The sequence below is a fragment of the Ruegeria sp. BC1 genome (assembly GCF_056539305.1).
The window spans coordinates 91,222-114,862 of the sequence record NZ_JBQFUT010000010.1; the positions used below are offsets into that span (position 1 = coordinate 91,222).

Consider the following 23,641-nt stretch of genomic DNA (forward strand, 5'->3'; position numbering starts at 1 on the left):
TGGCCCTATATAGTCCTTAAACGTAAAAGAGCACACGGAGACAGGAATGCAAGCGCATCCGAACACGGTGGACCCATCCGAGATCGCAAAATTCGAGGCGATGGCGGCAGAGTGGTGGGACCCTCATGGGAAATTCAAACCCTTGCACATGCTGAATCCGTGCCGCCTGGACTATATCACACAGCAGATTGCGGGCGAATTTGACCGTGACCTGAAGGCCCCGCACCCGTTCGAGGGCCTGCGCCTGCTGGATATCGGTTGCGGCGGCGGGCTGCTGAGCGAACCGATGGCGCGTTTAGGGGCCGAGGTTGTGGGTGCCGACGCTGCCGAGGGCAACCTGCCCGTCGCCCGCATCCATGCCGAGCAATCGGGCCTGCAGATCGACTATCGCCACACCACCGCCGAAGACATGGCCGCCGCGGGCGAACAATTCGACGTAGTGCTGAACATGGAAGTGGTCGAGCATGTGGCCGATCCGCTCGGGTTTCTGACTGCATCGCAGCAGTTGCTCAAACCGGGTGGTTTGCTGATCTGCTCAACCATCAACCGCAACCCGAAATCCTATGCCATGGCCATTTTCGGGGCTGAGGTCGTCATGCGCTGGCTCCCGCGCGGCACGCATGAGTGGAACAAATTCATCACCCCTGATGAGCTGTTCGACCTCCTACGTCAGGCCGGGATTGAGCCGGTGGACCGCAAGGGCTTCGTCTTCAACCCGATCCTTTGGAGCTGGTCGATCTCGGACCGGGATTTGAGCGTGAATTACGTGACGGCAAGTGTGAAGGCGGGTTAGGCTCAACACAACGATGAAAATGATAAGTAAGTGGACAAATAAGTGGTTTCTGCCGCTCTATGATCGAAACCCGCTTTTGGGGAGCGTGTTCGGCTTTGCGAGCATGCTTTTTACCTTCTTACCAATTTGCGTTTTCATGCTTGTGATTGAAGAAACCACCGGAATACCAATGCCAATTGTCGCGTTGATGCTTGCGCCTCTTTTCGTCGTGCTGGTGAAACCAATTTTCATGGTGATTTCCCTAGCAAGCGAGTATCTGTGGGCAAATTTTGGGATCTATGCTCTTCTGAAAGTCGAAGGCCGCCCCGTTCGAAACAGCTATGAGACTAAAGGCTAGTGGAAGGTACACCGATGCTTCCTCCAGAATTTTACATCGGTACTGAAACCCAGTTCTCGCCCTCACTCCCCCTCCAACTGCAACCGCAAATCCCGCAGTACGGGCAGCGTGCTGCGGACCCGTTCCAGCCCCAACTCTCCAACCACACGATTGATCAGCGGCGCAATCGAGGAAATCGCCTGATCGCGTGCCCTGCGACCGGCGGGGCTGATGGCGACCATCTTGCGGCGGGCGTCGTCCCAGTCGGGGCGGATGTGGATGTATCCGGCCCATTCCAGCTTGGCCAAGGTATTGGTCATCGCCCCGCGCGTAACATGGAACGTATTAGCCAACTGCGCAGGCGTCCGCTCATCTCCGACAAAGACCAGATGGTTCAACACCGAGAAATGCGAGATTTCCATGCCCTTGGGCAGCACTCGGCTGAGCCGGTTCCGCAATAGCTGGTCAGCGGTCAGGATCTCGCTGAACAGTGTTACTGCAAGGGCATTATGTTCGTCAGTCATGGTCCGGTTCTGAATCAGGGTCCGTCAAAGCGACGGACGTGCGTCAAAGAAGGCACACGTCGGCGCGCCTCTGTCACAGAACTATCATCCAAATCGAAAAAGTGAATGCCCGGATCGGTGCCTGCGTCGATGACGACCTCTCCCCAAGGGGCCACAACCATGCTGTGCCCATAGGTTTGGCGGGTCCTGCCACGGGTTTTCGGGTGCGCGCCGGTTTGCGCCGGGGCCAGCACCCAGCAGCCGTTTTCAATCGCCCGCGCGCGCAGCAGCGATTCCCAATGCGCAGCGCCCGTTACCGGTGAAAACGCCGCCGGAACCGTGAGAATTCGCGCACCCGCCTGCGCCAGCGCCGCGTAGAGGTGGGGAAACCGGATATCGTAACAAATGCTCAGGCCAATCGTGCCGAAATCGGTTTCGGCCAGCACGGCCTTGCCTCCGGGGCGGTAGTTTCTGGATTCGCGGAAGGTCTCAGCCTCCGACACCTGAACGTCGAACATATGTATCTTGTCGTACCGTGCCACAATCTGCCCTTGCGGGTCGATCAGGTAAGAACGGTTGGCAAAACGCCCGTCCGAGTCATGTGTTTTTATAGCCAATGAGCCGATCAGCAGCCAGACACCAAGCTCTGCGGCCTGCTCGCGCAGGCCAGGCAGAGATAAATCTGTTTCTTCGTGCTGCAAAACTTCGCGCTGCCGGGTGGTGCTGGTGGAGACGCAATTCGTCACCTCGGGCGTCAGGATGAATCGCGCGCCCTGTTTTGCCGCCTCGGACATCAGGGCGCGCACCATCTCCAGATTTTTCGCCGGATCATCCGACGAGGTGATCTGCAGCAGCGCGGTTTTCATCAGGCCGCCAACAGGCGATCCAGCTTGCCCTGACGTTCCAGTTCGTACAGGTCGTCGCAGCCGCCCACGTGATCGGTGCCGATGAATATCTGCGGAACGGTGCGTTTACCGCCCGCGCGCTGAATCATCTCGGGCTTGCGTTTAGGGTGCATCAATACGTCGACCTCTTTGAACTCGACGCCTTTCTGTTTCAGCAGACGTTTGGCCGCGTGGCAAAAACCGCATAGCGGCGAGGTGTAGATTTCAACCGGTTTCATATTCCGTCCCTTCGGGTTTCGCGCAATCTTGGGCGAATTAGGCATCCTTGGCAACGCGCGCTAGGGTCAACACGAAAATATGATTTGCGCCAGAGGCAAGGCAGACACGCGCGCAAGCCGCCAGGGTCGCGCCCGAAGTCATGACGTCATCAACCAGCAAGACATCCCGACCTGCCATACGCTGCCGCCGTTTTGGGTGGGCAACAATCGCATCCGACAGGGTTTCAGCCCTCTGAGCCGCAGTTTTCCCATCCAGTACCGGTGTCCGCACCCGCCGAACCAGCAGATCGGGGCAGACATCCAGCCCGGTTTGTCGTCCCAAATGTTGAGCCAGCAACGCAGACTGATTGTACCGGCGCCGGAACAACCGCGTCCAGTGCAGCGGCACCGGCGCTACCAGCATCCCGTCGCGAAATAGATCTCGACCGGCCTGTGCCATCCATCGGGCCGCAGGGCGGGCAAGTTCCGGCCTGTCCCCATGTTTTAGGGCCAAGATCAACGACCTCGCCTTGCCACCGTACAAAAGCGACGCGCGCCCGTCCTGCCATGGACGAGGCGTGCGCATGCAGTCATCGCATTCGATCCGATGGTCGTCCGCCGAACCCGGCAGTGGCAGGCCGCAGCTGTCGCAAACCACACCACCGATGAAGGGTGTTTCGCGCCAGCAAGATCCGCACAGGCCAAAATCGGACTCGGTCAGGTCTCCACATCCCAGACAGCGCGGCGGGTATATCACCTCGACAGCGGTTTGAATCCGCTGCCACATGCGATAATTGCGCCTTATGAAACTGCCTGAATCCAACGCACCTTCTCTGTTTGACCGCCCTGCCCTGGCCTTGCACCGCGTCCGCGCAAAGGATGACGCCCTGTTTCTGCACCGTGCCGCCGTGGACGAGGTGCAGGATCGGTTATCCATGGTTAATAAAACCTTTACGGCTCCGGCGATCGTGTGCCCCTTTGCGCAGATCTGGCAGGACGTTCTGCCCAAGGCACGGATTGTCGCTGATGACGATGTTCTAACCCTGACACCGGGCGCGCATGACCTGCTGATCCATGCGATGGCCCTGCACTGGGCCAATGACCCTGTGGGGCAGTTGATTCAGTGCCACCGCGCCTTGAAACCCGACGGCTTGCTGCTGGTGGTATGCTTAGGCGGTGAAACCCTGCACGAGCTGCGCGCCGCCCTTGGGCAGGCTGAAATTGAGGTTACTGGTGGCCTCAGCCCGCGAATCGCTCCGATGGCCGAACTGCGCGATCTGGGCGGCCTGCTGCAACGGGCCGGGCTTGCGCTGCCGGTTGCCGATACCGCGCGTCTAACGGCAGAATATCGCGACTTGACCCACCTAATGCAGGACCTGCGCGCCATGGGAGAAACCAACAGCCTGAAAGCACGTGTGAAACACGCCACACGGCGACAGATTTTTGCCCGGGCGCAGCAGATTTACGCCGACCATTTCACCACGACCGCGGGCCGATTGGCCGCGACCTTCGAACTGATCTGCCTGACCGGCTGGTCGCCCGACGAAAGCCAGCAAAAACCGCTGCGGCCTGGATCGGCACAGGCGCGGCTTGCAGATGCGTTGGGGACCAGGGAAGGCAAACTGTCCGATTGACGACCCGACAATTCCGGTTATCTCAGCCAGAACAGAGAAATCTTAGGAAGCTCAGAATGTTTGACGCCACTCGCCCATCGAATGCACCCGCCGACCATCCCAAGGTCAAAATGGGCCGCGTCGGCATCTTGCTGGCCAATCTCGGAACACCGGACGATTACAGCTATTGGCCGATGCGCCGGTATCTGAACGAATTTCTGTCGGACCAACGCGTCATCGATTATCCCAAGTGGAAATGGCAGCCGATTCTGCAGGGCATTATCCTGACCAAACGGCCCTTCAGTTCCGGCGAGGCTTACAAATCGATCTGGAATCACGACACGGGCGAAAGCCCGCTGATGACGATCACCAAGGATCAGACCGCCAAACTGAGCGACGCGATGCGCGCGCGTTACGGTGACAAGATCATGGTCGATTTCTGCATGCGCTACGGCAATCCATCTACCAAATCGAAAGTGCGCGAGATGGTGGCCACAGGCTGCGATCGTATCCTGTTTTTCCCGCTCTACCCGCAATACGCCGGTGCCACGACCGCCACGGCCAATGATCAGTTCTTCCGCGCACTGATGGACGAATCCTGGCAACCGGCCAGCCGCACCGTACCCGCCTATTTCGACGAACCCGCATATATCGACGCTTTGGCCGGATCGGTTGAAAAGGCATACGCAGCGATGAAGACCAAGCCGGACATTCTGGTCTGTTCCTACCATGGCATGCCAGAGCGCTATTTGCAGCAGGGCGACCCCTATCATTGCCAATGCGCAAAAACATCACGTCTGCTCAAGGAACGGTTGGGCTGGTCGGACGATCAGCTTGTGTCAACCTTCCAGTCGCGGTTCGGACCCGAGGAGTGGTTGAAACCCTATACGGTAGATCATGTGGCTGAACTGGCACGGCAGGGCAAGAAGAACATCGCCGTCATTGCACCGGCATTTTCCGCCGATTGCATCGAGACGCTGGAAGAGATTAACGAAGAGATCAGGGAAAGCTTCGAAGAGGCGGGCGGTGAAACCTTCACCTATATCCCCTGCCTGAACGACGATGATTCGCACATCGCGGCATTGGGCAAGGTGATCGAAGACAATCTGAAAGGCTGGCTGGACTGAACAGCACCCATCACTCAGACTTGATCTATCAGACATGAAAAAAGGCGGTGAAGATGTCCACCGCCTTTTCTCTAGATGACGCTCGTCAAATTAGCTTGCGGCAACAGCAGCAGCAACAACGACCAGCAGGATCAGCGGCAGGATGATGCCCTGCGACGAACCTTGAGTTTCCTCAACAACAACCGGTGCCTCAACAACCGGCTCTTCCAGGTTGCCAGCATAAGCGGTCGAAGCAGCAGCAGTCAGTGCAGCGGCGAGAACGAGTTTCTTCATATTAACCTCCAGAATTTGCACGGTTCCAAATAGCGAAACCGCACACCCAAGACTTACCTCGTGTTATTTTTCTAATCAGCTATCTGACTGGAATGCAATTGCAACTTGCGCTGCAAGCGGGTTCGTGCGCGAAAATGTCGTCAAATAAGCAACACTTGCGTGCCAACCTGCGTCATTGAGAACAACTCGGCGATATCCTCGTTGAACAGGCCGATGCAGCCATTCGACGATCTGCGCCCGATTTTGCGCGTATCGTGCGTTCCGTGGATGCGGTAATACTTCCACCCCAGATACAAAGCGTGCGTTCCCAATGGGTTATCCGGTCCCGGTGGAATATAGTCCGGCCATTCGGGGTTTCGCTTTTTCATCGACGGGGTCGGCGACCAGCTGGGCCCTTCGACCTTTCGGATCACGCTGGTGCGGCCACGGCGGGTCAGTTCCTCGGTCAGGGGCACTGAAGAGGGATAAAGTTTGTACACCCTCTGGTCATCGGACCAGTAATGCAATGCGCGCGAGACGGTATCGACCAGAATGGCCCCGTTATTTGTGTTCGAAAAATAGGGCTGCCAATCCAGCGCCCGGAAACCCGAGACATTGCGACGCACCTGCGGTTCCGGCTCGGGTGCCGGGCGCAACGGGTCGCCGGGAATGTATTGGGCAATCGCAGGCGAGGCCAGCAGGGCTGACGCACCGGCAAGAAATCCTCGGCGGGTAGAAGGGGCAATGTATTTCTTGACCATGACGGACGATCCTTTGCTACGGCCAATCTCAAAATCTGTCGTATTCTATTGCCAGAATGCTTCAGTCGCAAATCAAACCGGCAGAATCACGCGGAACAGGGCCACTGTACATTTGCCCAAGCCATCCTGTCGCGCTATGCCGTAACACGACACAATAATCAGGTCGATCATGACGCGTATTCTTTCTTTACTGTTTGCTTGCTTTATCGCGCTTGCCGCATGCACCCCCAGCAGCACCCCAACATATGGTGCTGACGGACGGCCATTGCCCACGGTCTACAAAATTCGGGGCAATCCTGAAAAACTTCAGTTCCGCATGCTTGATTCGGTCAACGCACTGCGACAGGCGCAAGGCCTGCAATCGGTACAGCTAAATTCGCAGCTTAACGCTGCCGCAGCCACACATTCCAAGGATATGGCTCGTCAAAACCGCCCGTGGCACTTTGGATCAGACGGATCATCACCGATCGACCGGGCACAGCGTGTGGGATATTTTGGCACCTTCTTGGGCGAAGCGATCTCGGAAACCTACGAAACCGAAACCGAAACCCTGGCCGCCTGGATGCAGGAGCCCGGCCCGCGCGCGGTGATCATGGACCCGAAAGCCACGCAGATGGGCTTTGCGTGGCATCAGGAAAGCGGCGGCAAAATCTGGTGGACGCTGGAAATGGGTGCTGGCGGCTAAGCCCCACCCCTTACAAACAAAAAAGCCCCCGATTTTCGGGGGCTTTTTTGTTTTCAGTGCCTTACGCGGCCTGCATAGACTGCGCTTCGGTCAGGATGGCATAGAGCTTGACCGGATCAGGATTGGCCCGCAATTTCGCACAGACCGACGTGTCACGCAGCGTGCGGGACACCAGCGCCAACGCTTTGAGGTGATCGACCCCGGCCTCTTCCGGAGCAAACAGGGCAAATGCGATATCAACGGGCTGGCGGTCAACCGACCCGAAATCAATCGGTTTCTCCAGCATAAGGAACACACCCGAAACCGATTCGAGCTCGGCCATGCGGGCGTGCGGAAGCGCAACACCATGGCCAACACCGGTTGGCCCCAGGCTTTCCCGCTCCAGCAAACCGTCAACAACAACCTGAGCATCAAGACCCAATGTTGCCTCGGCAACATCGGCGATTTCCTGAAACAGCCGCTTTTTGCTCGACGCTGCGGACAACACGCGTACTGCTTCGGGCTTGAGTATGCTCGAAAGCTCCATGATCACGCTCCATGACGACGCCCCCGCAAACGCAGGGAGCCGCCTTGCTATTCTTGCCTGTTACGGATCGATCCAGCCGATGTTTCCGTCATCCCGGCGGTACACGACATTCAATCCGTCTTTGTTTTCATTTCGGAACACCAGCACCGGTGCGCCAACCAATTCCATTTGCATAACGGCTTCGCCGACACTCAACGATGGGATCTTGGTTTCCATCTCAGCCACAATCATCGGCTGCAGTGAGTCGGGTTCATCAGCCGATGCCGATTCGTCAGAGGCGAGGATATAGGACGAGGCCCCAAAGAGTTCAACAGGCTCAGATCGATCCTTGTGGTGGTCTTTCAGACGACGTTTATACCGGCGCAGTTGTGTTTCCATTTTGTCGCAGCATCCCTCAAACGCCGCGTAAATTTCGGTTGCGTGAGCCTTGGCCTGGGCCGTCAGGCCGGTGGAAAGATGCACTGTGGTTTCGCATACATATTCATGCGCTGAACGGGAAAAGACGACGTTGGCGTCGGTCGGACGCTGGGCATATTTGCCCACGACCTCGCCCAGTTCGGTCTGCACGTGAGTTTGCAGCGCCGCACCAATGTCGATCTGTTTTCCGCTGATTTGGTAACGCATGTGATCTCCTTCGCAATTCACACCCATTCTGACGTCACGTAACGCGACGCACTTGTTTTTATCGGGTGGGGGATATCAGCATTTCCCGCGATAGCCGTACTGCTCTCCCTTCGAAGAAGGAGCATCGTGATCCAGACGGGAACCGAAGAAATGCCATGCCCCAATTGAGGCAAGAGACGGCGGAAGAGTCAATCAAAACAGGTGTGTATATACGTGATTTCCGCCATGCAACCGGCGCATTTCTGCGCAAGCTTATGAAATACGGAAGTTTTCACCCAAATAGACCCGGCGCACGTTCTCGTTCTCGACAACTTCATCCGGGGTCCCGGACATCAGAACCTGCCCGTCATGCAGGATATAGGCGCGATCCACAATTTCCAGCGTTTCCCGGACGTTATGGTCGGTGATCAGCACACCGATGCCACGTTTCTTTAGGTCTGCGACAAGGTGGCGGATATCTCCGACACTGATGGGATCAACCCCCGCAAACGGCTCATCCAGCAGCAAATACTTCGGGTCAGCAGCCAGACAGCGCGCAATCTCGACCCGGCGACGCTCGCCCCCGGACAGCGCCAGCGCCGGTGCCCGCCGCAGGTGTTCGATCGAGAAATCCGACAGCAGCTCTTCCAGCCTCTCTTTGCGGCGATGGGCGTGACGCAACGTAATATCCAGCACAGCGGCGATATTGTCTTCGACACTCATGCCGCGAAAGATCGACATTTCCTGCGGCAAATATCCGATACCCAGCCGCGCGCGACGATACATTGGCAGTGTGGTCACTGTCTGTCCGTCAATCGTGACGGTTCCAGCCTCGGGGAAAACCAGCCCGGCGACGGAATAAAAGGTCGTTGTCTTGCCCGATCCGTTGGGCCCCAACAACGCCACAACCTCGGACCGGTCCAGCGTCATCGACACATCCCGGATCACCGTCTTTTTTCGATAAGACTTGCGCAGTTTTTCAATTCTGAGGCCGGAATTCCCTTCGGCAACAGAGAGCTCGGGACCTGCCATCAGTTGTTACCAGGCTGCAAAATAGTTTTGACATTACCAGTCACCGTCGCGGTGCCAGTGGTCAGATTGGCGTTCATCCGATCGCCGCTGATCGTGCTGGGCCCCTGGGTCAGCAACACATTGCCCTTCATGACGATTACACCCGAGTCGATAGTGTATTCCGCCCAGTCCCCTTCTGCTGCGTCGGGTGGACTGACCAGAACCACATCGTCGGTGGCTTCCATCCGTTCAATGCCCGAGCGTTCAGAGTTGTAGATGACCAGCACCCGTTTGGCCGTCAGGCGCATCTCGCCCTGAATGACAATCACGTCGCCGATAAATTCGGCCGACCCGTCTTCCTGATTGACGTTCAGCGTTTTCGATGTAACTTCGACCGGCAGGCTTGGGTCGGATTTGACCGCGCCGAATGCAACCTGAGCCTCCTGCGCCGAGGCAGAAATAGCACCGGACATCAGAGCGAAACACACAAGAGCTAAACGAAAATAGAACACAGGTTATCTTTCTGCTTTTTGAGGCTCATATACCAGCTTGACACCGTCTGTAAAAAAAAATTGGACCGGGCCGTCTTTTTTTTCAGTACCAAAGGTCATACTGCCCGCGGTAAAATCACCGATGATGCCAGTACCGTTGACCTGGCCGGGAGCATCCCCCCGGATCTCGTCCAGTGCGGTGTTCAGCAGATCGGTTGTAACCACGGTGCCGTCGGTTGAGGTGATCACGACATCGCCGACAAACGTCGCCGTATTTTTATCCGGTCGGATCATGCCGGTGTTGGAATCCAGCGTGATCACACCCCCGTTCGACAGCCCCATCCGGCCCTGAAACTCGGCGGCGGTCGGGATCGCTTCCTCGGTTCCCTGCGACGCCCGGATTGCGTCGATCTGAACCTCTTCGCCCTTACGGGTGGTGCCGCGATAGGTCGGCAAGGTCACCACCTGATCGGCCAGCCGTTCGTCAATATCCTGTTGCGAAAAGGGAACGGTCACGTTGGTTTCAATGCTACGGGACAGCAGAAAGACGGTAGACAAAAGCAAAATGGCCACCAGCGGCAGCAGAACCTTGAAGAATTGTACCCTGCGAGAGTGTCCATCCACCGATCCGCCCTCCGCCTAGCCCAGACCGACGCGCAGGCAGTCGTGGATGTGTAGCAATCCTTGGGCCGGCCCCTGCGTTTCAGGGTCTACCACGAACAACGAGGTAATTTTGCGGTCGTTCATGATTGCGACCGCTTCTTCGGCCATGGCATTTGGCGCAATGGTCAAAGGATCGCGGGTCATGACCTCTTCGGTGGTTTTGTTCAGAAGTCCGTCCATGTTGCGGCGAAGGTCGCCATCGGTCACGATACCCAGCAGATGGCCCGCCTCATCTGTCACGCCGACGACGCCAAAGCTCTTCTGGCTCATAACCAGCAGGGCTTCGCTCATGGGGGTGCCTGCGGGAACCAGAGGCAGATCCTTGTGCATCAGGTCGCGCACGGTGGAAAGCTGCGCCCCAAGCTTGCCGCCGGGGTGGAAGGCGCGGAAATCCTCGGGCTTGAAATCACGGTACTTCATCAGCGCGATCGCCAGTGCATCGCCCATCGCCAGTGTCAGCGTGGTTGAGATTGAGGGCACCATGCCGAACCCGCAAGCCTCACCCATCGAGGGGATCAGAAGATGCACATCCGCCTGCTTCATCAGCGTGCTTTCCGGCTTACTGGACAGGCCGATCAGCGGAATGCCAAAGCGGCGGGTAAAGGCCAGCAGGTTGGCCAGTTCCGGCGCTTCGCCCGAGTTCGAGATCGCCAGCACCACATCGCCCTTGGACACCATGCCCAGATCGCCATGGCTGGCTTCGGCCGGATGCACGAAATAGGCAGGCGTGCCGGTGCTGGCCAGCGTGGCGGCAATCTTGTGGCCAATATGGCCCGATTTCCCGATGCCGCTGATGATGATGCGGCCCGGCGCCTGCAAGATCAGTTGGACGGCCTCGGCAAAGTGTTCATCCAGCCCTTCGGCCAGCACATCCAGTGCACGGGCTTCGTCGGTAACGACCTGTCGGGCGGTTCTCAGGAATGCTTCGGTATCGGTCATGAGTGCGCAAAGATATCCGTTTCGGGCCAACCTGCGAGATCGAGTTTCGCACGCATCGGCAAGAAGTCAAAACAGGCCTGTGCCATCTCAGAGCGGCCTTCGCGGGCCAGTCGCCCGTCCAACGCCTCGCGCAGCTGGTGCAGGTAGAGAACGTCCGAGGCAGCATAGTCCAACTGAGCGTCGGTCAACGTCTCAGCCCCCCAGTCACTCATCTGCTGCTGCTTCGAGATATCGACGCCGATCAATTCCTGACACAGGTTCTTCAGCCCGTGGCGGTCGGTATAAGTGCGCACCAGCCGGCTGGCGATCTTGGTGCAATAGACAGGTGCGGCCAACGCGCCGAACGCGTGATACATCGCAGCAATGTCGAAGCGCCCGAAATGGAACAGCTTCAGGACGTCCGGGTTTTCCAGCATGGCGCACAGATTCGGGGCCTCGGTCTGACCCTTTTCCACCTGAACGATATGGCTGTTGCCGTCTCCGCCCGACATCTGGATCACGCACAGGCGGTCGCGATGCGGGTTCAGCCCCATGGTTTCACAGTCGATGGCCACAACGGGGCCAAGATCCAGCCCGTCCGGCAGGTCGTTTTGGTAGAGGTGGTTGGCCACGGGGGTCTTCCTTTATGCGGTCTCGGTCCCGAGATAGGAGGTTTGGCCCGTAAACTCAACGCCATCAATGGAATGCCGTCCGGTTGCGCAGATTTCTTGACCCCGAACCTATTGATCGCAAAATAGCAATCACACTGGTTGCCCAAAGGCACACGGGGATCACCCGATCAACGCCCCTTCGATTCCGAATGGTTCTTTCGTAATGCTAAGCGTCCTAAAAAACCGAACATACCGCCACCTGCTGTCCGCTCAGGTTGTGGCGCTGATGGGGACGGGGCTGGCGACAGTGGCGCTGGGGCTGCTGGCTTTTGACCTGGCAGGTGACGCGGCCGGGCTGGTTCTGGGCACGGCCCTGACGATCAAAATGGTGGCGTATGTGACCGTCGCCCCCTTGGCCGCAGCCTTTGCAGAGCGGATCGACCGGCGCAGGATGCTGGTGGCGCTGGACCTGGTACGCGCCCTGGTAGCAGTGTGCCTGCCCTTTGTGACCGAGATCTGGCAAGTCTATGTGCTGATCTTTGTTCTGCAGTCGGCCTCAGCCGGATTTACCCCGGCCTTTCAGGCCACCATTCCCGACGTTCTGACGGACGAGCAGGATTACACCAAGGCGCTGTCGCTTTCGCGGCTGGCCTACGACACGGAAAGCTTGATCAGCCCGGCCTTGGCCGCCGCCTTGCTGCTGTTTGTCAGTTTTGACAGTCTGTTCTGGGGTACCGGCCTTGGGTTTGTCGCCTCGGCCCTTCTGGTGGTTTCGGTTGCGCTGCCATCGCCCAAACCGACACAGCGCCGCGGAATCTATGACCGTACGACGCGAGGCATCCGCATCTACCTGAACACGCCGCGCCTTCGTGGGCTGCTTGCCCTCACTTGGACGGCGGCGGCGCTCAGCGCGATGGTCATCGTCAACACCGTGGTCATCGTGCGCGCTGATCTGGGACTGTCCGAAAGCGCCGTTGCTATCGCGCTGGCCGGGTTTGGCGGCGGGTCGATGCTGGCCGCCTTCGCTTTGCCCCCGCTTCTGAACAGATACAAAGACCGCAGCGTCATGCTGACCGGCGCGGCGTTCGGCACCATCGCGATGGGTACCACCGCGTACCTTTTCGCGGCATTCCCCACTTCACTAGCCAGCCTCGTAATCCTGTGGGCCTGTATCGGGTTTGGGTATTCTTCGATCCTGACCCCCTCTGGTCGCCTTCTGACCCGCTCGGCCCAGCCCGAGGATCGCCCGGCGGTCTTTGCCGCCCAGTTCACCCTTTCGCATGCCTGCTGGCTGGTACTGTACCCCTTGGCCGGATGGCTGATGACGACGACAGAGACTGCGGAAACCCTCATGTGGATCACACTCGCCTCTGTACCCGGGCCGATCGCCGCCCTGCTGCTCTGGCCGCGGTCGGATCGGAAAGCCGTTTCAAAAGAACGCGCTGACACATCTTGAGCCCTGTGGCCTCCCTGCTCTACACCTTGGCTTTATGGACCAGCTAGACCGCCGTATCATCGCAGCCCTGCAACACAACGCCCGCGCATCGACCACAAAGATCGCAGCGAAACTGGGTGTGGCCCGGACAACCGTGCACGAACGCATCAATCGGATGGAAGAACGGGGTGTGATCTCTGGGTATTCGGTGATTCTGAATAGCTCAGACGATACACCACGCGTTCAGGTCGTTGTTCTGCTAGAAGTGCAGCAGAAAGAGACCACGCGCATCATTAAACGGCTCGAAGCCTACCCCGAAGTCAAACTCTGCCTGTCGATCAATGGCGAGTTCGATCTTCTGCTGTCGGCCGAGGCCCCGCGGATCGAGGATCTGGATATTCTGGTCGATGAACTGGCCAAAATCCCCGGCGTTCTGCGCACAAATACCAGCGTGGTGTTTGGCCGTCGGATCGATCGAATCTGAGCGTCTGATAACCCTCTGTAAACCGTAGCGCGCCTAGCTTGGCCGGGACTGATCAGAATCTCGGACCGGCAGAATGCCCTATCGTTTGATTTTTGGACTGAGTTTGCTTGCGCTGTGCATGGCGCAGCAAGTCTTTGCCATGCCAGATGCCCGCGCGGCCGGGACTTGCGACGCAGCCGCCCACCGGGCCGCCCTGTCCGAAGGCGTACCGCTGGACGTGCTGCGGGCAATCGCGCGCGTGGAGACAGGGCGCTTTCGGGAGGGACAACTGGAACCCTGGCCGTGGACCATCAATGTCGAGGGGCAAGGGTACTGGTTCTCCTCCGAGTTTGAGGCGAAATCTTATGTCTTCAAAATCTTCAAGGCAGGAAAACGAAGCTTTGATATCGGCTGTTTCCAGATCAATTACCGCTGGCATGGCAAGGCATTCCGATCCATCGACGCCATGTTCGATCCGGACGAGAACGCCACTTATGCGGCCCGTTTCCTGAATGAGCTGTATGCCGAGCTTGGCTCATGGCCTGCCGCCGTTGGTGCTTATCACTCTCGCACACCATCGCTGGCCGATGCCTATTCCGACCGGTTCCAGACCGTGTTGGCGCAGCTAGATCAAACAGTACCCGTCACCCCGCGCCGGGTGGCGCGGGATCCGTTCACCGAAGCTGCAGCTCCGCTGATTCCGATCAACCTGCCGCGCTCCGGCGACGGTGCGATGGGATCGCTTGTGCCGCCATCGGGCACGGCCACTGCCTTTATCTCGTTCAATTAGGAGACCCACGTGCCCAAGATCGACGCCCGTTCCCTGTTCTCTCCGACCGTGCTGCTGGCGCTGGCGTTGATGACGGTCATCGTGATGATGATCCTGCCGATGCCCGCCTGGGTTCTGGATGTGGGTCTGGCGGCGTCCTTTGCACTAGCGATCCTGATCTTCACGCTGACACTGTTTATCGAACGGCCGCTGGATTTCTCGTCCTTCCCGACGATCCTGCTGGCCTCGCTGATGCTGCGCCTGTCGCTGAACGTGTCCTCAACCAAACTGATCATCGGTCAAGGCCACACCGGGCCAAACGCTGCCGGAGACGTGATCGAAGGCTTTGCCGATTTCGTCATGGGCGGCAGTATCTTTCTGGGATTGGTAGTCTTCGGCGTGTTGCTGATCGTGAATTTCATGGTCATCACAAAGGGGGCCGCGCGTATGGCCGAGGTCGGCGCGCGCTTTGCGCTGGACGGCATGCCGGGCAAGCAGTTGGCCATCGACAGCGACATGTCCGCCGGAGCCATCGACCACCAACAGGCCAAGGAACGGCGCGAGCGTGAACAGCAAGAGACGACATTCTTCGGCTCGCTCGATGGCGCATCGAAATTCGTCAAAGGCGATGCGGTTGCGGGATTGCTGATCACGTTGCTGAACCTTGTGATGGGTCTGATCATGGGCGTGATCGTGCATGGAATGCCGATTTCTTCCGCGTTCGAGACCTATGCCATTCTGACCGTTGGCGATGGTCTGGTCTCGCAGATTCCGGCGGTGATCATCTCGATTGCGTCGGCTTTGTTGCTGGCGCGCGGTGGTACGCAGGGGGCCACCGACAGCGCGATTTTCTCGCAGCTTGGGCGGCACCCGGCGGCACTGGGAACGGTCGCAGTGCTGATGGTGCTGTTCGCGCTGGTGCCCGGATTGCCCTTTTTGCCCTTTATTCTGGGTGCATCGGTGCTGGGTTATGCCGCCTTCAACGTCCATCGCAGCCAAAAAACCGCAGAGGCTGAGGCCTTCAATCCAGCCCCGCAGGATGAAGCACCGGCGTCACAGGCCATAGGCGACATTTTGGATCTCGACGATGTTCATCTGGAGTTCGCCCCAGATCTGGTCAGCATGGTTCTGAACCCCGGCACCGGGCTGGACGCCCGCATTGCCAATATGCGCACCTATGTCGCCTCAGGCTTTGGCCTGATCCTGCCCGATATCCGACTGACCGACCGCGCCGACCTGCCCACCGGTACTTATGTGGTCAAGGTACAGGGGGTCGAACAGGCACGTGGCGTGCTGAACCCGGATCTGGTGTTGGCCCTAGTGCAGGACGACCGCGACATGTTGCCCGAAGGCAATGACGTGACCGAGCCGGTCTATGGTGCACCCGCCCGCTGGATTCTGCCCAAGGACCAAGAGGCCGCTGCCATGAGCGGGGCCACCATCGTTTCCCCGCCCGAGATTCTGGCAACACATCTTCTTGAGATCATCAAACAGAACTTCTCGCGCCTGCTGACGCTGAAATCCCTGCGCCGCCTGTTGTCCGAGATGACGCGGCTCAGCGATCCGGGCCGGGCCGAAGCAAACCGCAAACTGCTGGACGAGTTGATCCCCGACAAGGTGCCAATCGACACCCTGCACGCGGTGCTGCGCCTGCTGCTGGACGAACGGGTCTCGATCCGCAACATGGCCCTGATCCTGGAAAGCGTGGCCGAGGCCCGCCTGACCACAACCCAGCCCGAGGGGATCTGCGAACTTGTCCGGCAGCGGTTGGGTTTCCAATTGGTGGCAGAGATGAAACGCGAGGATGGTTCGATCCCGCTGATCCAGCTTGCGCCGGAATGGGAAGACACATTCACAACCTATCAGATCGACGCGCCCAGCAGCGGGCTTGACGTCGCCTTGCCGCCGAACCTGTTCAACAAACTGGCCGATGGGGTGGTCGACAGTGTGGCGCAATCCGCCGATCACGGTCTGTTTCCGGCGCTTGTGACCTCGACCCGACGGCGCAGGCTATTGCGCACCATCATGCACGCGCGCGGCGTGGCCAACCCGGTTCTGTCGTTCGAGGAAATCGGGCTCGAGGCGCGCCCGGCGCTGGTCGGAACGGTGCCCGCGTGATTGCCCTGCCGCCAGAGCTTTTGCCCCATCTGGGCGAGGGTTTTTGGCAGCTATTCGCTGTCTTCCTGCGTGTTTCAGCGATGGTCTCGCTGCTGCCTGCCTTTGGAGAACGCAATGTTCCGACCCGGGTCAAGTTCGGGGTCGCCGCGGCCTTCACCCTGATCGTGACACCAGCGGTGCCAGTTGCGGTTGCGACCTGGGAATTTCTAGCCATTGCGCGGTTGATATTGACCGAGGTTCTGATCGGAATGGTGCTGGGCATGGCGCTGCGGTTGTTTGTGCTGGCACTGCAAACGGCAGGGTCCATAGCAGCGCAAGCAACGTCCTTGTCCCAGATACTGGGAGGCGCGGCCGTCGATCCGGTTCCGGCGATGGGATTTTTTCTGACCCTTGCCGGTCTGGCGCTGGCCGTGCTTCTGGGCCTGCATATCCGGGCCGCCCAATTTCTGATCCATAGCTACACTCTGTTTCCACTGGGTAGCGCCCCCCTGGCACCGGACCTGTCGCAATGGGGCGTGCAGCAGATTACGCGTAGTTTTGGCCTAGCCTTCGCGCTGGCCATGCCGTTCGTCATCGCATCGCTGATCTACAATCTTGCGCTTGGCGTTATCAACCGCGCGATGCCGCAGCTGATGGTGGCTTTTGTCGGTGCCCCGGCCATTACATTTGCGGGCTTGTTTCTGCTGTTCGCCGGCGCGCCCCTGATCCTGTCGGCCTGGTCCGACGCCCTGTTCACCTTCATGCTGAATCCGTTTGGGGCCCCACGATGAGCGGGGCTGATGATGACAGCGACAAGTCCTATGAGCCGACACCACAAAAACTACAAAAAGCGCGGGAAAAAGGTGAGGTCGCCAAATCCAACGACCTGTCTGTGGTTGCCGCCTATAGCGGATTTCTGATCGCCCTGTTTGTGACCGGGGAATTTGGGGTTCAGCATCTGGGAACCCTGTTTGCAATACTGATTGACCAAGCAGATGCGATCAGTCCTTTGCTGACAGATGGTGCCGCCGCCAACCCGGTTGGCGGAATGCTGAAAACGGCGCTGTTGTCTGTTGCGATCCTGTTCGCCCTGCCTGCCACTGCAGTCCTGCTGAGTCTGATCGCCCAGCGCGCGTTGATCTTCACGCCAAGCAAGCTGAAACCCAAATTCTCCCGCATCTCGATCCTCTCAAACGCCAAAAACAAGTTTGGGCGCGGGGGATTATTCGAATTCGCCAAGAGCTTTGTGAAATTGGTGATCTACAGCACCTGCCTGGCCTTGTTTCTGCGATCCAACCTAAATGAGATTCTGTCCGCCAGCGCCGCCCCTGCACGGGCGTCGGTGATGCTGATGATGAACTTCCTGATGCGCTTTCTGTTCATCGTCATCGCCGTGGCACTGGTAATCGGAGCGGTGGATTACCTGTGGCAGTACGCGGAACACATGCGCAAAAACCGTATGTCCCGCAAAGAGATTCAGGACGAAACCAAGGATGCGGAAGGCGATCCTCACGTCAAACAACAACGGCGGCAGCGCGCTCAGGACATTGCGACGAGCCAGATGATGTCGGATGTGCCCTCGGCGGATGTGGTCATCGTTAATCCAACCCACTACGCCGTGGTACTGAAATGGACCAGAACGGCGGGCTCTGCCCCGATCTGCGTGGCCAAAGGCGTGGATGAAGTGGCCTCCGCAATTCGCGCGCGTGCTTCCGAGTCGGGTGTCCCTATTCACTCAGACCCACCCACCGCTCGCGCGCTGCATGCAGCCGTCGAAATCGGGCAAGAAATCGCGGAAGAGCATTATCGCCCCGTAGCCGCCGCGATCCGGTTTGCAGAAGCAATGCGTAAACGGGCGAAGGAACAGTTCAGATGAAAAACTCGGGGTTAGAAAACTTACAGAAGGTGACCGAGGCCGTTTATCAGAGAGAATACACCGCCTTGCGTCCTCTGTTGGAGGCCGAGGCCAAAGTGCGGCAGCAACTGGCGCGGCTGGACACCCAAGCCCAGCAGACACGACAGGAATGTGCGGCAGCGGAAGGGTACCGCGTGACCGGCACCGATGTTCTGTGGAACGGTTGGGAGTCCGCGACACGCCGAAATCTGAATATGGAGTTGGCGCGGCTGCGGGCACAAAAACTGGAGGCACTCAGGACGTTGCGTAGTGCATTTGGCCGTAAACAGGCTGTCAAAACCTTGTCTGAAAGCGAAATTGAGGCGCGAAAACGCGCGCTCAACAAGAAACGATCACCGTTTTAAGACATCGACGCAGAGTTGAGCCGAAAGGATCAGACGTCCTGTCGGCTGACGCTCATGATCAGAACCTGCGACACGTCATCACCCAGATCCTTGCGCGCTGTTTCCAGCAACGCCTTGCGCAGGACTTTCATATTATCGGATTCGGTGAACGCACCATCAAAGCCGCCGGTATTGGCGTGATCGAACATGACCTGCAGAAACCCATCTCGCAGCTTGGGTTCAACGGCATAAAACGCTTCGGCCATACCCGGAGTGATTTCAAGGCTCAGCGACATGGTGACCAGCGCCGCGATCCGTTCGGAATCAACAACCGGAACCACGAACTGTTTCGTCAGCTTAAGGTATTCAAAATCACTGGAGACGTCCGTATTCCCCGCCTTTTCGCCTGTTGATTTGGCAGGCTTGGATTTTTTGGTCTCTGTCTTTTCCGGATTTGCGGACTCTTCCATCGTATCCGACGGGGCAAGTATCAACCCTGTCCCGACACCAACCCCGAGACCAACCAGCAGAAACAAGACGTTCAACAAGTTCTTCATCCGACCCACTCCTTAGTACGGAAGCACAGCGTCGAGGATCTGCTGACCATAACGGGGCTGTTGTACATCGGTGATCTGGCCACGTCCGCCATAGGACACGCGGGCTGATGCGATCTTGTCATATGTGATCTCGTTCTGGCGCGAGATATCCTGCGGCCGCACGTAGCCCGTCACCAAAAGTTCGCGCAGCTCGAAATTGACCCGCAACTCTTGCGAGCCCGAAATCGACAGTACACCGTTCGGCAGCACGTCGACCACTGTGGCCGCAACCCGCAGCGTCAGTTTTTCCTTGCGCTTAACCGACCCTTCGCCACTGCTTTCCGATGCCGAGTCGATCTCAACAGCGTCTGCCAGCGAGGCACCATCCGGCAAGTGTTTGGACGCGCGCTGCGGCAGCCCGAACAGACCCACGATCCCAAGCCGTTCCGAGGCCGAACGAGACCGTTCAGTGTCATTCGAGAATTCGGCCTTTTCGTCCAGCTCGATAACGACAGTCAGGATATCGCCTTTCTTGATAGCCCGCTGATCGCCCAGCAACGACTGCTGCCCTCCGCTCCACAGCGAGGACCTGTCGACGTTGCGCTGCGGTTGCGTGTGCAAGGGCAGACCGGGCCACAACATGGCAACATGCTCCGGTGAATCCTCATGTGGTGTGAAACTAGGGGGTTTGCCCAGGTGACCTACACGCCCGCAAGCGGACATTGCCAACACAGCACACAGCAAAGACTTCGACAGATAAGTCATCATTTTACCTCGATTTGACCGTCTGGCCGAATAAAACCGGTTACGGTTGTTCGGGAGGACAGGTTCATGGCCCGAATGCGATCTCCGGCCGCGCCGCGCCCCAAGGCACGGCCTTCCGCCGTGATCGATAGCGCTTGGCGGTCGAAAATCAGAACAACCAGATCGTTGCGGTCCACCAAAGCAGGCGGCCCGACGTCGCCTGCACGGATTGGGCGTCCGGGGTAAAGTGCGATACGCGCCTCTTGCCCGATCAGAATCTCGGGGTCAGTCACAACGCCCGCGACCTGCTGCGCCTGGGTTTGGAGATCGCTGGCCGAAATAATCTCTTTCGCTCGGATCGTACGGGTCGGCACGACGATATCGGCCTGCGCTAAGATCGGCACAAACAGGGCCAGTATCAGGGTCACACTCCGCATCAGCGCACCTGTGTCGTCGCGCCCATCATCTGATCGACGGCAGAGATGACCTTGGCGTTCATCTCATAGCCCCGCTGCGCCTCAATCAGTTCGGTCACTTCACGCACGGCGTCAACCGAGCTGTCCTCAAGATAGCCCTGCCGCAAGGTGCCGAGCCCGTCCTCGCCCGGTGTGCCGACAACCGGCGCGCCCGAGGCCTCGGTTTCCTTGAACAGGTTGCTGCCAATCGCCTCGAGGCCCTTGGCATTCGAGAAACTGGCCAGCGTAATTTCCCCTAACAACTGCCCTTCGGGCGCGTCGTCGAAATAGGCGTATACCTCACCCGAAGCGTTGATCGAGATCGACCGGGCATCGTCGGGGATGGTGATCTCAGGCGCGACTGCGAACCCATCCGAGGTGACGATCAGCCCCTCGGCCGAGCGTTTCAGGCTGCCATCACGGGTATATCCTGCCTGACCACTGGCAAGCGTCACCTCAAGGTAACCGCGCCCCTCGATGGCGACGTCCAGATCGTTTCCAGTGGCAGACAACCCGCCCTGCGCCAATTGTACCGTCACTGCTGCGGGACGCACACCCAGACCCAGCTGGATACCCGTGGGCAGAACCGTCCCGTCATTGGCATTCACCGCCCCGGCCCGCGCCATCTGTTGATAGTGAAGATCCGCAAATTCCGCCCGGCGCGCGTTGTAGCCGGTGGTGTTCGTGTTTGCCAGATTGTTCGAGATCGTCTCGACCCGCATCTGCTGCGCGGTCATGCCCGTTGCTGCAATTTTCAAAGCCCGCATGTTCAAATCTCCTATTCACAAATCAGCGCATCAGCGCCTTGAGCGCTCCGCGCACACGTTCGTCTTCGGTTTCCAGGAAGCTCTGCCCCAACTCATAGGCACGTTGAATTTCCACCAGCCGGGTCACCTGCTCGATGGCGTTGACGTTGGACCCTTCGAGAAAGCGATGCAGCACCACCGGATTGTCCACTGGATCAATCTCACCCTCGGCCCGGAACTGAGTGCTGCCTTCGCGCACCAGCGTCTTAGGGTCGGCCACACGATAGATGCCGATCTGGCCAAGCAAATGTCCTTCGATACTCAGCGTGCCATCACCGCCCACGTCGATCGAGGCCGCATCCGGGGGGATGAAGACTGGCGCACCGTTGCTGTCCAGAACCCGGTGACCGTCCATCGTGACCAGATCACCCTCAGCGCTGGGTGAAAACGCCCCTGCCCGCGTCAGCCGGTTGCCCGAGGGTGTCTCGACCAAAAAGAACCCGTCACCTTCGATGGCGAAATCGAACTGCCCCCCGGTCTCGGACAGCAAGCCTTGCTGCAGCGACGTATTGCGCACCTCGGCCCGGCTCATGGACAGGGACGGGTTGCCCGGCATGTCCCGCACGAATTCCGAGAACACCAGGCCCTGCGCGCGATATCCGGTGGTGTTGGCATTGGCGATGTTATTCGCCACCAGCCGCATTTCGTTCATCAGACCCGACTGGCGGGACAGAGTGGTATAGGCGGTATCCATCAGCGACCTCCGGCGATCAGTGGGATGAGTGTTGTGGTGAAAAAGGTCACCAGCGTCTGGGTCATGAACCCCATGGAAATCCAGAATACGATGACGATGGCGATCAGCTTGGGCACGAAGGTCAGCGTCATCTCCTGCACCGAGGTCAGCGCCTGAAAAAGGCCGACGATCAGACCCGAGATCAACGCAACTGCCAGGATCGGGACCGAGGTGATCACCGCGACCCACAGCGCCTGACGCACGATGTCATAGAACAGACCTTCGCTGAGCATAACGTCAGACCGGCATCCTCAGGATTTCCTGATAGGCCTCGACGACCTTGTTGCGCACGATCACCGCCGTTTCCACGGCCAGCTCGGTCTGCGCCAGCGCCTGCACCAAGGCGTGCGGGTCGGCCTGACCGGTCATTGCGGCCTGCGACACCTGTTCGGAGTGTTTCAGCGTCGCGGCAAAATCCTGAAAGCTGGACCGCAACCCCTGTGCCAATCCGGCGTGATCGGGATCAGCCTGTGTTGCGGGGCGCGCGCCGGCATAGTTCTGGGCGGCATTGAGAGCTCGGATATCCATTCTGGTGTCCTTTATTTTCTGAGGAGTTCCATCAGGCTCGACGACATCTGACGTGTCTGGTCGAACATCTTGAGATTGGCTTCATAGCTGCGCTGCGCCTCGCGGGCGTCGGCGATTTCGATCATCAGATCGACGTTGGAGCCTTGGTAATTGCCGGTTTCATCGGCCAGCGGGTGACTGGGATCATAGATTTGCGCCCCCGCGCGGCGATCCAGTTTGACGCGCCCGGCGTGCACCACCTGGGCCCCGTTTTTCTGCACGGTTTCAAAAGGTACCGTCTTGCGTCGATAGCCCGGTGTATCCACGTTCGAGATATTCTCGGACACATGCCGCAATCGCGCAGACTGCGCGCGCAGGGCGCTGGTCGAGGCGGCAAGGGAATGGGAAAAATCACTCATTCTTCATGCTCCTTATGACCGGCCCAAACTGTTGCGCAGAATGTTCATCGAGGATTTGTAGATGGTTAGCGCGCGATCATGCTGACGCTTGACTTCGACCGCCTTGAACATCTCTTCCTCAATGGAAACACTGTTGCCGTTAGGATCACCTGCAGGCGCGACCTCGTATTCGGCCCAGAGATGCGGTTCGCTGGCGCTGTTCAAATGGCCCGCCCGCATGGCGGTCATGGTGACTTCTCGTCCTGCGTTTTCGAATGCTTTCTGAAAGGCCTCGATATCGCGCGACCGATAGCCGGGCGTATCCGCATTGGCCATGTTGCGCGCGACGACGGCCTGCCGTTGTCCAGCATGGGTTGCCATTGCGTACGCGGTCTTAAAGACGTTCAGGTCATAGAACATCGGGGCTTCTCCCTCGATCAATTTCAATCAAGGCTTAACCCCGATTCCTTTAGAAAGCGTTTTCA

The 23,641-nt window shown here is 58.6% G+C and carries 34 protein-coding genes; 12 read left to right on the forward strand and 22 right to left on the reverse strand.

Features of this window, described 5'->3' with window-relative positions:
• Positions 1–46: 46 nt before the first annotated feature.
• Complete coding sequence (ubiG, locus tag ACR0IY_RS18925; protein ID WP_480676065.1) at positions 47–793, forward strand: bifunctional 2-polyprenyl-6-hydroxyphenol methylase/3-demethylubiquinol 3-O-methyltransferase UbiG; 747 nt, start codon at positions 47–49, stop codon at positions 791–793.
• Between the two features lie 13 nt (positions 794–806).
• Complete coding sequence (locus ACR0IY_RS18930; protein ID WP_480676067.1) at positions 807–1,130, forward strand: hypothetical protein; 324 nt, start codon at positions 807–809, stop codon at positions 1,128–1,130.
• Between the two features lie 62 nt (positions 1,131–1,192).
• On the opposite strand, the gene ACR0IY_RS18935 is transcribed toward ACR0IY_RS18930, so the two are convergent.
• The 4 genes from ACR0IY_RS18935 to ACR0IY_RS18950 are packed head-to-tail and all read right to left on the reverse strand — an operon-like array spanning position 1,193 to position 3,501.
• Positions 1,193–1,633 carry a MarR family winged helix-turn-helix transcriptional regulator gene (locus tag ACR0IY_RS18935; RefSeq protein WP_366553783.1) on the reverse strand — a complete coding sequence of 147 codons (441 nt, stop codon included), beginning with the start codon at positions 1,631–1,633 and terminating at the stop codon, positions 1,193–1,195.
• 14 nt (positions 1,634–1,647) lie between these two features.
• Positions 1,648–2,478: a carbon-nitrogen hydrolase family protein gene (locus ACR0IY_RS18940; RefSeq protein WP_480676069.1), complete on the reverse strand. Its 831-nt coding sequence runs from the start codon at positions 2,476–2,478 to the stop codon at positions 1,648–1,650.
• Positions 2,478–2,735: a glutaredoxin 3 gene (gene grxC, locus ACR0IY_RS18945; RefSeq protein ID WP_480676071.1), complete on the reverse strand. Its 258-nt coding sequence runs from the start codon at positions 2,733–2,735 to the stop codon at positions 2,478–2,480. Before grxC ends, ACR0IY_RS18940 begins: the two co-directional genes overlap by 1 nt.
• Positions 2,736–2,772: 37 nt before the next feature.
• Positions 2,773–3,501 carry a ComF family protein gene (locus ACR0IY_RS18950; RefSeq protein WP_480676073.1) on the reverse strand — a complete coding sequence of 243 codons (729 nt, stop codon included), beginning with the start codon at positions 3,499–3,501 and terminating at the stop codon, positions 2,773–2,775.
• 16 nt (positions 3,502–3,517) lie between these two features.
• Between ACR0IY_RS18950 and ACR0IY_RS18955 the strand changes: the two genes are divergently transcribed.
• Positions 3,518–4,348 carry a methyltransferase domain-containing protein gene (locus ACR0IY_RS18955; protein WP_480676075.1) on the forward strand — a complete coding sequence of 277 codons (831 nt, stop codon included), beginning with the start codon at positions 3,518–3,520 and terminating at the stop codon, positions 4,346–4,348.
• Between the two features lie 56 nt (positions 4,349–4,404).
• Positions 4,405–5,454, forward strand: coding sequence for a ferrochelatase (gene hemH, locus ACR0IY_RS18960; RefSeq protein WP_480676077.1), 1,050 nt, complete (start codon positions 4,405–4,407; stop codon positions 5,452–5,454).
• A gap of 90 nt (positions 5,455–5,544) precedes the next feature.
• Here hemH and ACR0IY_RS18965 read toward each other — a convergent pair whose 3' ends face one another.
• Positions 5,545–5,727, reverse strand: coding sequence for a hypothetical protein (locus tag ACR0IY_RS18965; RefSeq protein WP_010442520.1), 183 nt, complete (start codon positions 5,725–5,727; stop codon positions 5,545–5,547).
• 140 nt (positions 5,728–5,867) lie between these two features.
• Entirely contained in the window at positions 5,868–6,467 is a 600-nt protein-coding gene (locus ACR0IY_RS18970; RefSeq protein WP_480676079.1) for a L,D-transpeptidase, read from the reverse strand.
• Between the two features lie 169 nt (positions 6,468–6,636).
• On the opposite strand from ACR0IY_RS18970, the gene dalA reads away from it, so the two are divergent.
• Positions 6,637–7,152: a divisome-associated lipoprotein DalA gene (dalA, locus tag ACR0IY_RS18975; RefSeq protein WP_480676081.1), complete on the forward strand. Its 516-nt coding sequence runs from the start codon at positions 6,637–6,639 to the stop codon at positions 7,150–7,152.
• A gap of 61 nt (positions 7,153–7,213) precedes the next feature.
• Here the strand turns inward: dalA and ACR0IY_RS18980 are convergent, their stop codons facing one another.
• The 7 genes from ACR0IY_RS18980 to ACR0IY_RS19010 all read right to left on the reverse strand — a co-directional run bounded on the left by ACR0IY_RS18980 (position 7,214) and on the right by ACR0IY_RS19010 (position 11,996).
• Entirely contained in the window at positions 7,214–7,678 is a 465-nt protein-coding gene (locus ACR0IY_RS18980; RefSeq protein ID WP_480676083.1) for a PTS sugar transporter subunit IIA, read from the reverse strand.
• Positions 7,679–7,738: 60 nt separating this feature from the next.
• Positions 7,739–8,302: a ribosome hibernation-promoting factor, HPF/YfiA family gene (hpf, locus tag ACR0IY_RS18985; RefSeq protein ID WP_480676085.1), complete on the reverse strand. Its 564-nt coding sequence runs from the start codon at positions 8,300–8,302 to the stop codon at positions 7,739–7,741.
• Between the two features lie 252 nt (positions 8,303–8,554).
• Entirely contained in the window at positions 8,555–9,313 is a 759-nt protein-coding gene (gene lptB / locus ACR0IY_RS18990) for an LPS export ABC transporter ATP-binding protein (RefSeq protein WP_480676087.1), read from the reverse strand.
• A complete protein-coding gene (locus ACR0IY_RS18995; RefSeq protein WP_480676089.1) occupies positions 9,313–9,765 on the reverse strand; it encodes an LptA/OstA family protein in 453 nt (150 codons plus the stop codon). Before ACR0IY_RS18995 ends, lptB begins: the two co-directional genes overlap by 1 nt.
• Positions 9,766–9,807: 42 nt before the next feature.
• Complete coding sequence (locus ACR0IY_RS19000; protein WP_480676091.1) at positions 9,808–10,407, reverse strand: LPS export ABC transporter periplasmic protein LptC; 600 nt, start codon at positions 10,405–10,407, stop codon at positions 9,808–9,810.
• A gap of 15 nt (positions 10,408–10,422) precedes the next feature.
• Positions 10,423–11,385 carry a KpsF/GutQ family sugar-phosphate isomerase gene (locus tag ACR0IY_RS19005; protein ID WP_480676093.1) on the reverse strand — a complete coding sequence of 321 codons (963 nt, stop codon included), beginning with the start codon at positions 11,383–11,385 and terminating at the stop codon, positions 10,423–10,425.
• Positions 11,382–11,996, reverse strand: coding sequence for a ribonuclease D (locus ACR0IY_RS19010; protein ID WP_480676095.1), 615 nt, complete (start codon positions 11,994–11,996; stop codon positions 11,382–11,384). The genes ACR0IY_RS19005 and ACR0IY_RS19010 overlap by 4 nt, the downstream gene beginning before the upstream one ends.
• 202 nt (positions 11,997–12,198) lie before the next feature.
• On the opposite strand from ACR0IY_RS19010, the gene ACR0IY_RS19015 reads away from it, so the two are divergent.
• The 7 genes from ACR0IY_RS19015 (at position 12,199) to ACR0IY_RS19045 (ending at position 18,998) form a co-directional block, all read left to right on the forward strand.
• A complete protein-coding gene (locus ACR0IY_RS19015) occupies positions 12,199–13,431 on the forward strand; it encodes an MFS transporter (RefSeq protein ID WP_480676097.1) in 1,233 nt (410 codons plus the stop codon).
• A 34-nt stretch (positions 13,432–13,465) separates the two neighbouring features.
• The gene (locus ACR0IY_RS19020; protein ID WP_480676099.1) at positions 13,466–13,894 is read left to right on the forward strand and encodes an Lrp/AsnC family transcriptional regulator; all 429 of its coding nucleotides are present in this window, start codon (positions 13,466–13,468) and stop codon (positions 13,892–13,894) included.
• Between the two features lie 73 nt (positions 13,895–13,967).
• Complete coding sequence (locus ACR0IY_RS19025) at positions 13,968–14,663, forward strand: lytic transglycosylase domain-containing protein (protein ID WP_480676101.1); 696 nt, start codon at positions 13,968–13,970, stop codon at positions 14,661–14,663.
• Positions 14,664–14,672: 9 nt separating this feature from the next.
• A complete protein-coding gene (gene flhA, locus ACR0IY_RS19030; protein WP_480676103.1) occupies positions 14,673–16,760 on the forward strand; it encodes a flagellar biosynthesis protein FlhA in 2,088 nt (695 codons plus the stop codon).
• Positions 16,757–17,530: a flagellar biosynthetic protein FliR gene (locus tag ACR0IY_RS19035; RefSeq protein WP_480676105.1), complete on the forward strand. Its 774-nt coding sequence runs from the start codon at positions 16,757–16,759 to the stop codon at positions 17,528–17,530. Before flhA ends, ACR0IY_RS19035 begins: the two co-directional genes overlap by 4 nt.
• Complete coding sequence (gene flhB, locus ACR0IY_RS19040; protein ID WP_480676107.1) at positions 17,527–18,615, forward strand: flagellar type III secretion system protein FlhB; 1,089 nt, start codon at positions 17,527–17,529, stop codon at positions 18,613–18,615. Before ACR0IY_RS19035 ends, flhB begins: the two co-directional genes overlap by 4 nt.
• Entirely contained in the window at positions 18,612–18,998 is a 387-nt protein-coding gene (locus ACR0IY_RS19045) for a hypothetical protein (RefSeq protein WP_480676109.1), read from the forward strand. Before flhB ends, ACR0IY_RS19045 begins: the two co-directional genes overlap by 4 nt.
• 29 nt (positions 18,999–19,027) lie before the next feature.
• Here the strand turns inward: ACR0IY_RS19045 and ACR0IY_RS19050 are convergent, their stop codons facing one another.
• Genes ACR0IY_RS19050 through ACR0IY_RS19090 form a run of 9 tightly spaced genes read right to left on the reverse strand, consistent with a single transcriptional unit; the run spans position 19,028 to position 23,576 of the window.
• On the reverse strand, positions 19,028–19,534 hold the full coding sequence (locus ACR0IY_RS19050; protein WP_480676111.1) for a flagellar basal body-associated protein FliL: 507 nt from the start codon (positions 19,532–19,534) through the stop codon (positions 19,028–19,030).
• Positions 19,535–19,546: 12 nt separating this feature from the next.
• Positions 19,547–20,278 carry a flagellar basal body L-ring protein FlgH gene (gene flgH, locus ACR0IY_RS19055; protein ID WP_480676242.1) on the reverse strand — a complete coding sequence of 244 codons (732 nt, stop codon included), beginning with the start codon at positions 20,276–20,278 and terminating at the stop codon, positions 19,547–19,549.
• On the reverse strand, positions 20,278–20,694 hold the full coding sequence (gene flgA / locus ACR0IY_RS19060) for a flagellar basal body P-ring formation chaperone FlgA (RefSeq protein ID WP_480676113.1): 417 nt from the start codon (positions 20,692–20,694) through the stop codon (positions 20,278–20,280). Before flgA ends, flgH begins: the two co-directional genes overlap by 1 nt.
• Complete coding sequence (gene flgG, locus ACR0IY_RS19065; RefSeq protein ID WP_480676115.1) at positions 20,694–21,479, reverse strand: flagellar basal-body rod protein FlgG; 786 nt, start codon at positions 21,477–21,479, stop codon at positions 20,694–20,696. Before flgG ends, flgA begins: the two co-directional genes overlap by 1 nt.
• Positions 21,480–21,501: 22 nt before the next feature.
• On the reverse strand, positions 21,502–22,212 hold the full coding sequence (locus ACR0IY_RS19070) for a flagellar hook-basal body complex protein (RefSeq protein WP_480676117.1): 711 nt from the start codon (positions 22,210–22,212) through the stop codon (positions 21,502–21,504).
• Complete coding sequence (locus ACR0IY_RS19075; protein ID WP_170491292.1) at positions 22,212–22,484, reverse strand: flagellar biosynthetic protein FliQ; 273 nt, start codon at positions 22,482–22,484, stop codon at positions 22,212–22,214. The genes ACR0IY_RS19070 and ACR0IY_RS19075 overlap by 1 nt, the downstream gene beginning before the upstream one ends.
• A 4-nt stretch (positions 22,485–22,488) precedes the next feature.
• Complete coding sequence (gene fliE, locus ACR0IY_RS19080) at positions 22,489–22,779, reverse strand: flagellar hook-basal body complex protein FliE (protein WP_480676120.1); 291 nt, start codon at positions 22,777–22,779, stop codon at positions 22,489–22,491.
• 11 nt (positions 22,780–22,790) lie between these two features.
• Positions 22,791–23,177 carry a flagellar basal body rod protein FlgC gene (gene flgC, locus ACR0IY_RS19085; protein ID WP_480676122.1) on the reverse strand — a complete coding sequence of 129 codons (387 nt, stop codon included), beginning with the start codon at positions 23,175–23,177 and terminating at the stop codon, positions 22,791–22,793.
• 12 nt (positions 23,178–23,189) lie between these two features.
• Positions 23,190–23,576 carry a FlgB family protein gene (locus ACR0IY_RS19090; RefSeq protein WP_480676124.1) on the reverse strand — a complete coding sequence of 129 codons (387 nt, stop codon included), beginning with the start codon at positions 23,574–23,576 and terminating at the stop codon, positions 23,190–23,192.
• Between the last annotated feature and the right edge of the window lie 65 nt (positions 23,577–23,641).

Bases quoted from the DNA above. Each gene is read 5' to 3' on its own strand.
- ubiG (WP_480676065.1), top strand. From the start codon at position 47: ATGCAAGCGCATCCGAACACGGTGGACCCATCCGAGATCGCAAAATTC.
- ACR0IY_RS18930 (WP_480676067.1), top strand. From the start codon at position 807: ATGAAAATGATAAGTAAGTGGACAAATAAGTGGTTTCTGCCGCTCTAT.
- ACR0IY_RS18935 (WP_366553783.1), bottom strand. From the start codon at position 1,633: ATGACTGACGAACATAATGCCCTTGCAGTAACACTGTTCAGCGAGATC.
- ACR0IY_RS18940 (WP_480676069.1), bottom strand. From the start codon at position 2,478: ATGAAAACCGCGCTGCTGCAGATCACCTCGTCGGATGATCCGGCGAAA.
- grxC (WP_480676071.1), bottom strand. From the start codon at position 2,735: ATGAAACCGGTTGAAATCTACACCTCGCCGCTATGCGGTTTTTGCCAC.
- ACR0IY_RS18950 (WP_480676073.1), bottom strand. From the start codon at position 3,501: ATGTGGCAGCGGATTCAAACCGCTGTCGAGGTGATATACCCGCCGCGC.
- ACR0IY_RS18955 (WP_480676075.1), top strand. From the start codon at position 3,518: ATGAAACTGCCTGAATCCAACGCACCTTCTCTGTTTGACCGCCCTGCC.
- hemH (WP_480676077.1), top strand. From the start codon at position 4,405: ATGTTTGACGCCACTCGCCCATCGAATGCACCCGCCGACCATCCCAAG.
- ACR0IY_RS18965 (WP_010442520.1), bottom strand. From the start codon at position 5,727: ATGAAGAAACTCGTTCTCGCCGCTGCACTGACTGCTGCTGCTTCGACC.
- ACR0IY_RS18970 (WP_480676079.1), bottom strand. From the start codon at position 6,467: ATGGTCAAGAAATACATTGCCCCTTCTACCCGCCGAGGATTTCTTGCC.
- dalA (WP_480676081.1), top strand. From the start codon at position 6,637: ATGACGCGTATTCTTTCTTTACTGTTTGCTTGCTTTATCGCGCTTGCC.
- ACR0IY_RS18980 (WP_480676083.1), bottom strand. From the start codon at position 7,678: ATGGAGCTTTCGAGCATACTCAAGCCCGAAGCAGTACGCGTGTTGTCC.
- hpf (WP_480676085.1), bottom strand. From the start codon at position 8,302: ATGCGTTACCAAATCAGCGGAAAACAGATCGACATTGGTGCGGCGCTG.
- lptB (WP_480676087.1), bottom strand. From the start codon at position 9,313: ATGGCAGGTCCCGAGCTCTCTGTTGCCGAAGGGAATTCCGGCCTCAGA.
- ACR0IY_RS18995 (WP_480676089.1), bottom strand. From the start codon at position 9,765: ATGTCCGGTGCTATTTCTGCCTCGGCGCAGGAGGCTCAGGTTGCATTC.
- ACR0IY_RS19005 (WP_480676093.1), bottom strand. From the start codon at position 11,385: ATGACCGATACCGAAGCATTCCTGAGAACCGCCCGACAGGTCGTTACC.
- ACR0IY_RS19015 (WP_480676097.1), top strand. From the start codon at position 12,199: ATGCTAAGCGTCCTAAAAAACCGAACATACCGCCACCTGCTGTCCGCT.
- ACR0IY_RS19020 (WP_480676099.1), top strand. From the start codon at position 13,466: ATGGACCAGCTAGACCGCCGTATCATCGCAGCCCTGCAACACAACGCC.
- ACR0IY_RS19025 (WP_480676101.1), top strand. From the start codon at position 13,968: ATGCCCTATCGTTTGATTTTTGGACTGAGTTTGCTTGCGCTGTGCATG.
- flhB (WP_480676107.1), top strand. From the start codon at position 17,527: ATGAGCGGGGCTGATGATGACAGCGACAAGTCCTATGAGCCGACACCA.
- ACR0IY_RS19045 (WP_480676109.1), top strand. From the start codon at position 18,612: ATGAAAAACTCGGGGTTAGAAAACTTACAGAAGGTGACCGAGGCCGTT.
- ACR0IY_RS19050 (WP_480676111.1), bottom strand. From the start codon at position 19,534: ATGAAGAACTTGTTGAACGTCTTGTTTCTGCTGGTTGGTCTCGGGGTT.
- flgH (WP_480676242.1), bottom strand. From the start codon at position 20,278: ATGACTTATCTGTCGAAGTCTTTGCTGTGTGCTGTGTTGGCAATGTCC.
- flgA (WP_480676113.1), bottom strand. From the start codon at position 20,694: ATGCGGAGTGTGACCCTGATACTGGCCCTGTTTGTGCCGATCTTAGCG.
- flgG (WP_480676115.1), bottom strand. From the start codon at position 21,479: ATGCGGGCTTTGAAAATTGCAGCAACGGGCATGACCGCGCAGCAGATG.
- ACR0IY_RS19070 (WP_480676117.1), bottom strand. From the start codon at position 22,212: ATGGATACCGCCTATACCACTCTGTCCCGCCAGTCGGGTCTGATGAAC.
- ACR0IY_RS19075 (WP_170491292.1), bottom strand. From the start codon at position 22,484: ATGCTCAGCGAAGGTCTGTTCTATGACATCGTGCGTCAGGCGCTGTGG.
- fliE (WP_480676120.1), bottom strand. From the start codon at position 22,779: ATGGATATCCGAGCTCTCAATGCCGCCCAGAACTATGCCGGCGCGCGC.
- flgC (WP_480676122.1), bottom strand. From the start codon at position 23,177: ATGAGTGATTTTTCCCATTCCCTTGCCGCCTCGACCAGCGCCCTGCGC.
- ACR0IY_RS19090 (WP_480676124.1), bottom strand. From the start codon at position 23,576: ATGTTCTATGACCTGAACGTCTTTAAGACCGCGTACGCAATGGCAACC.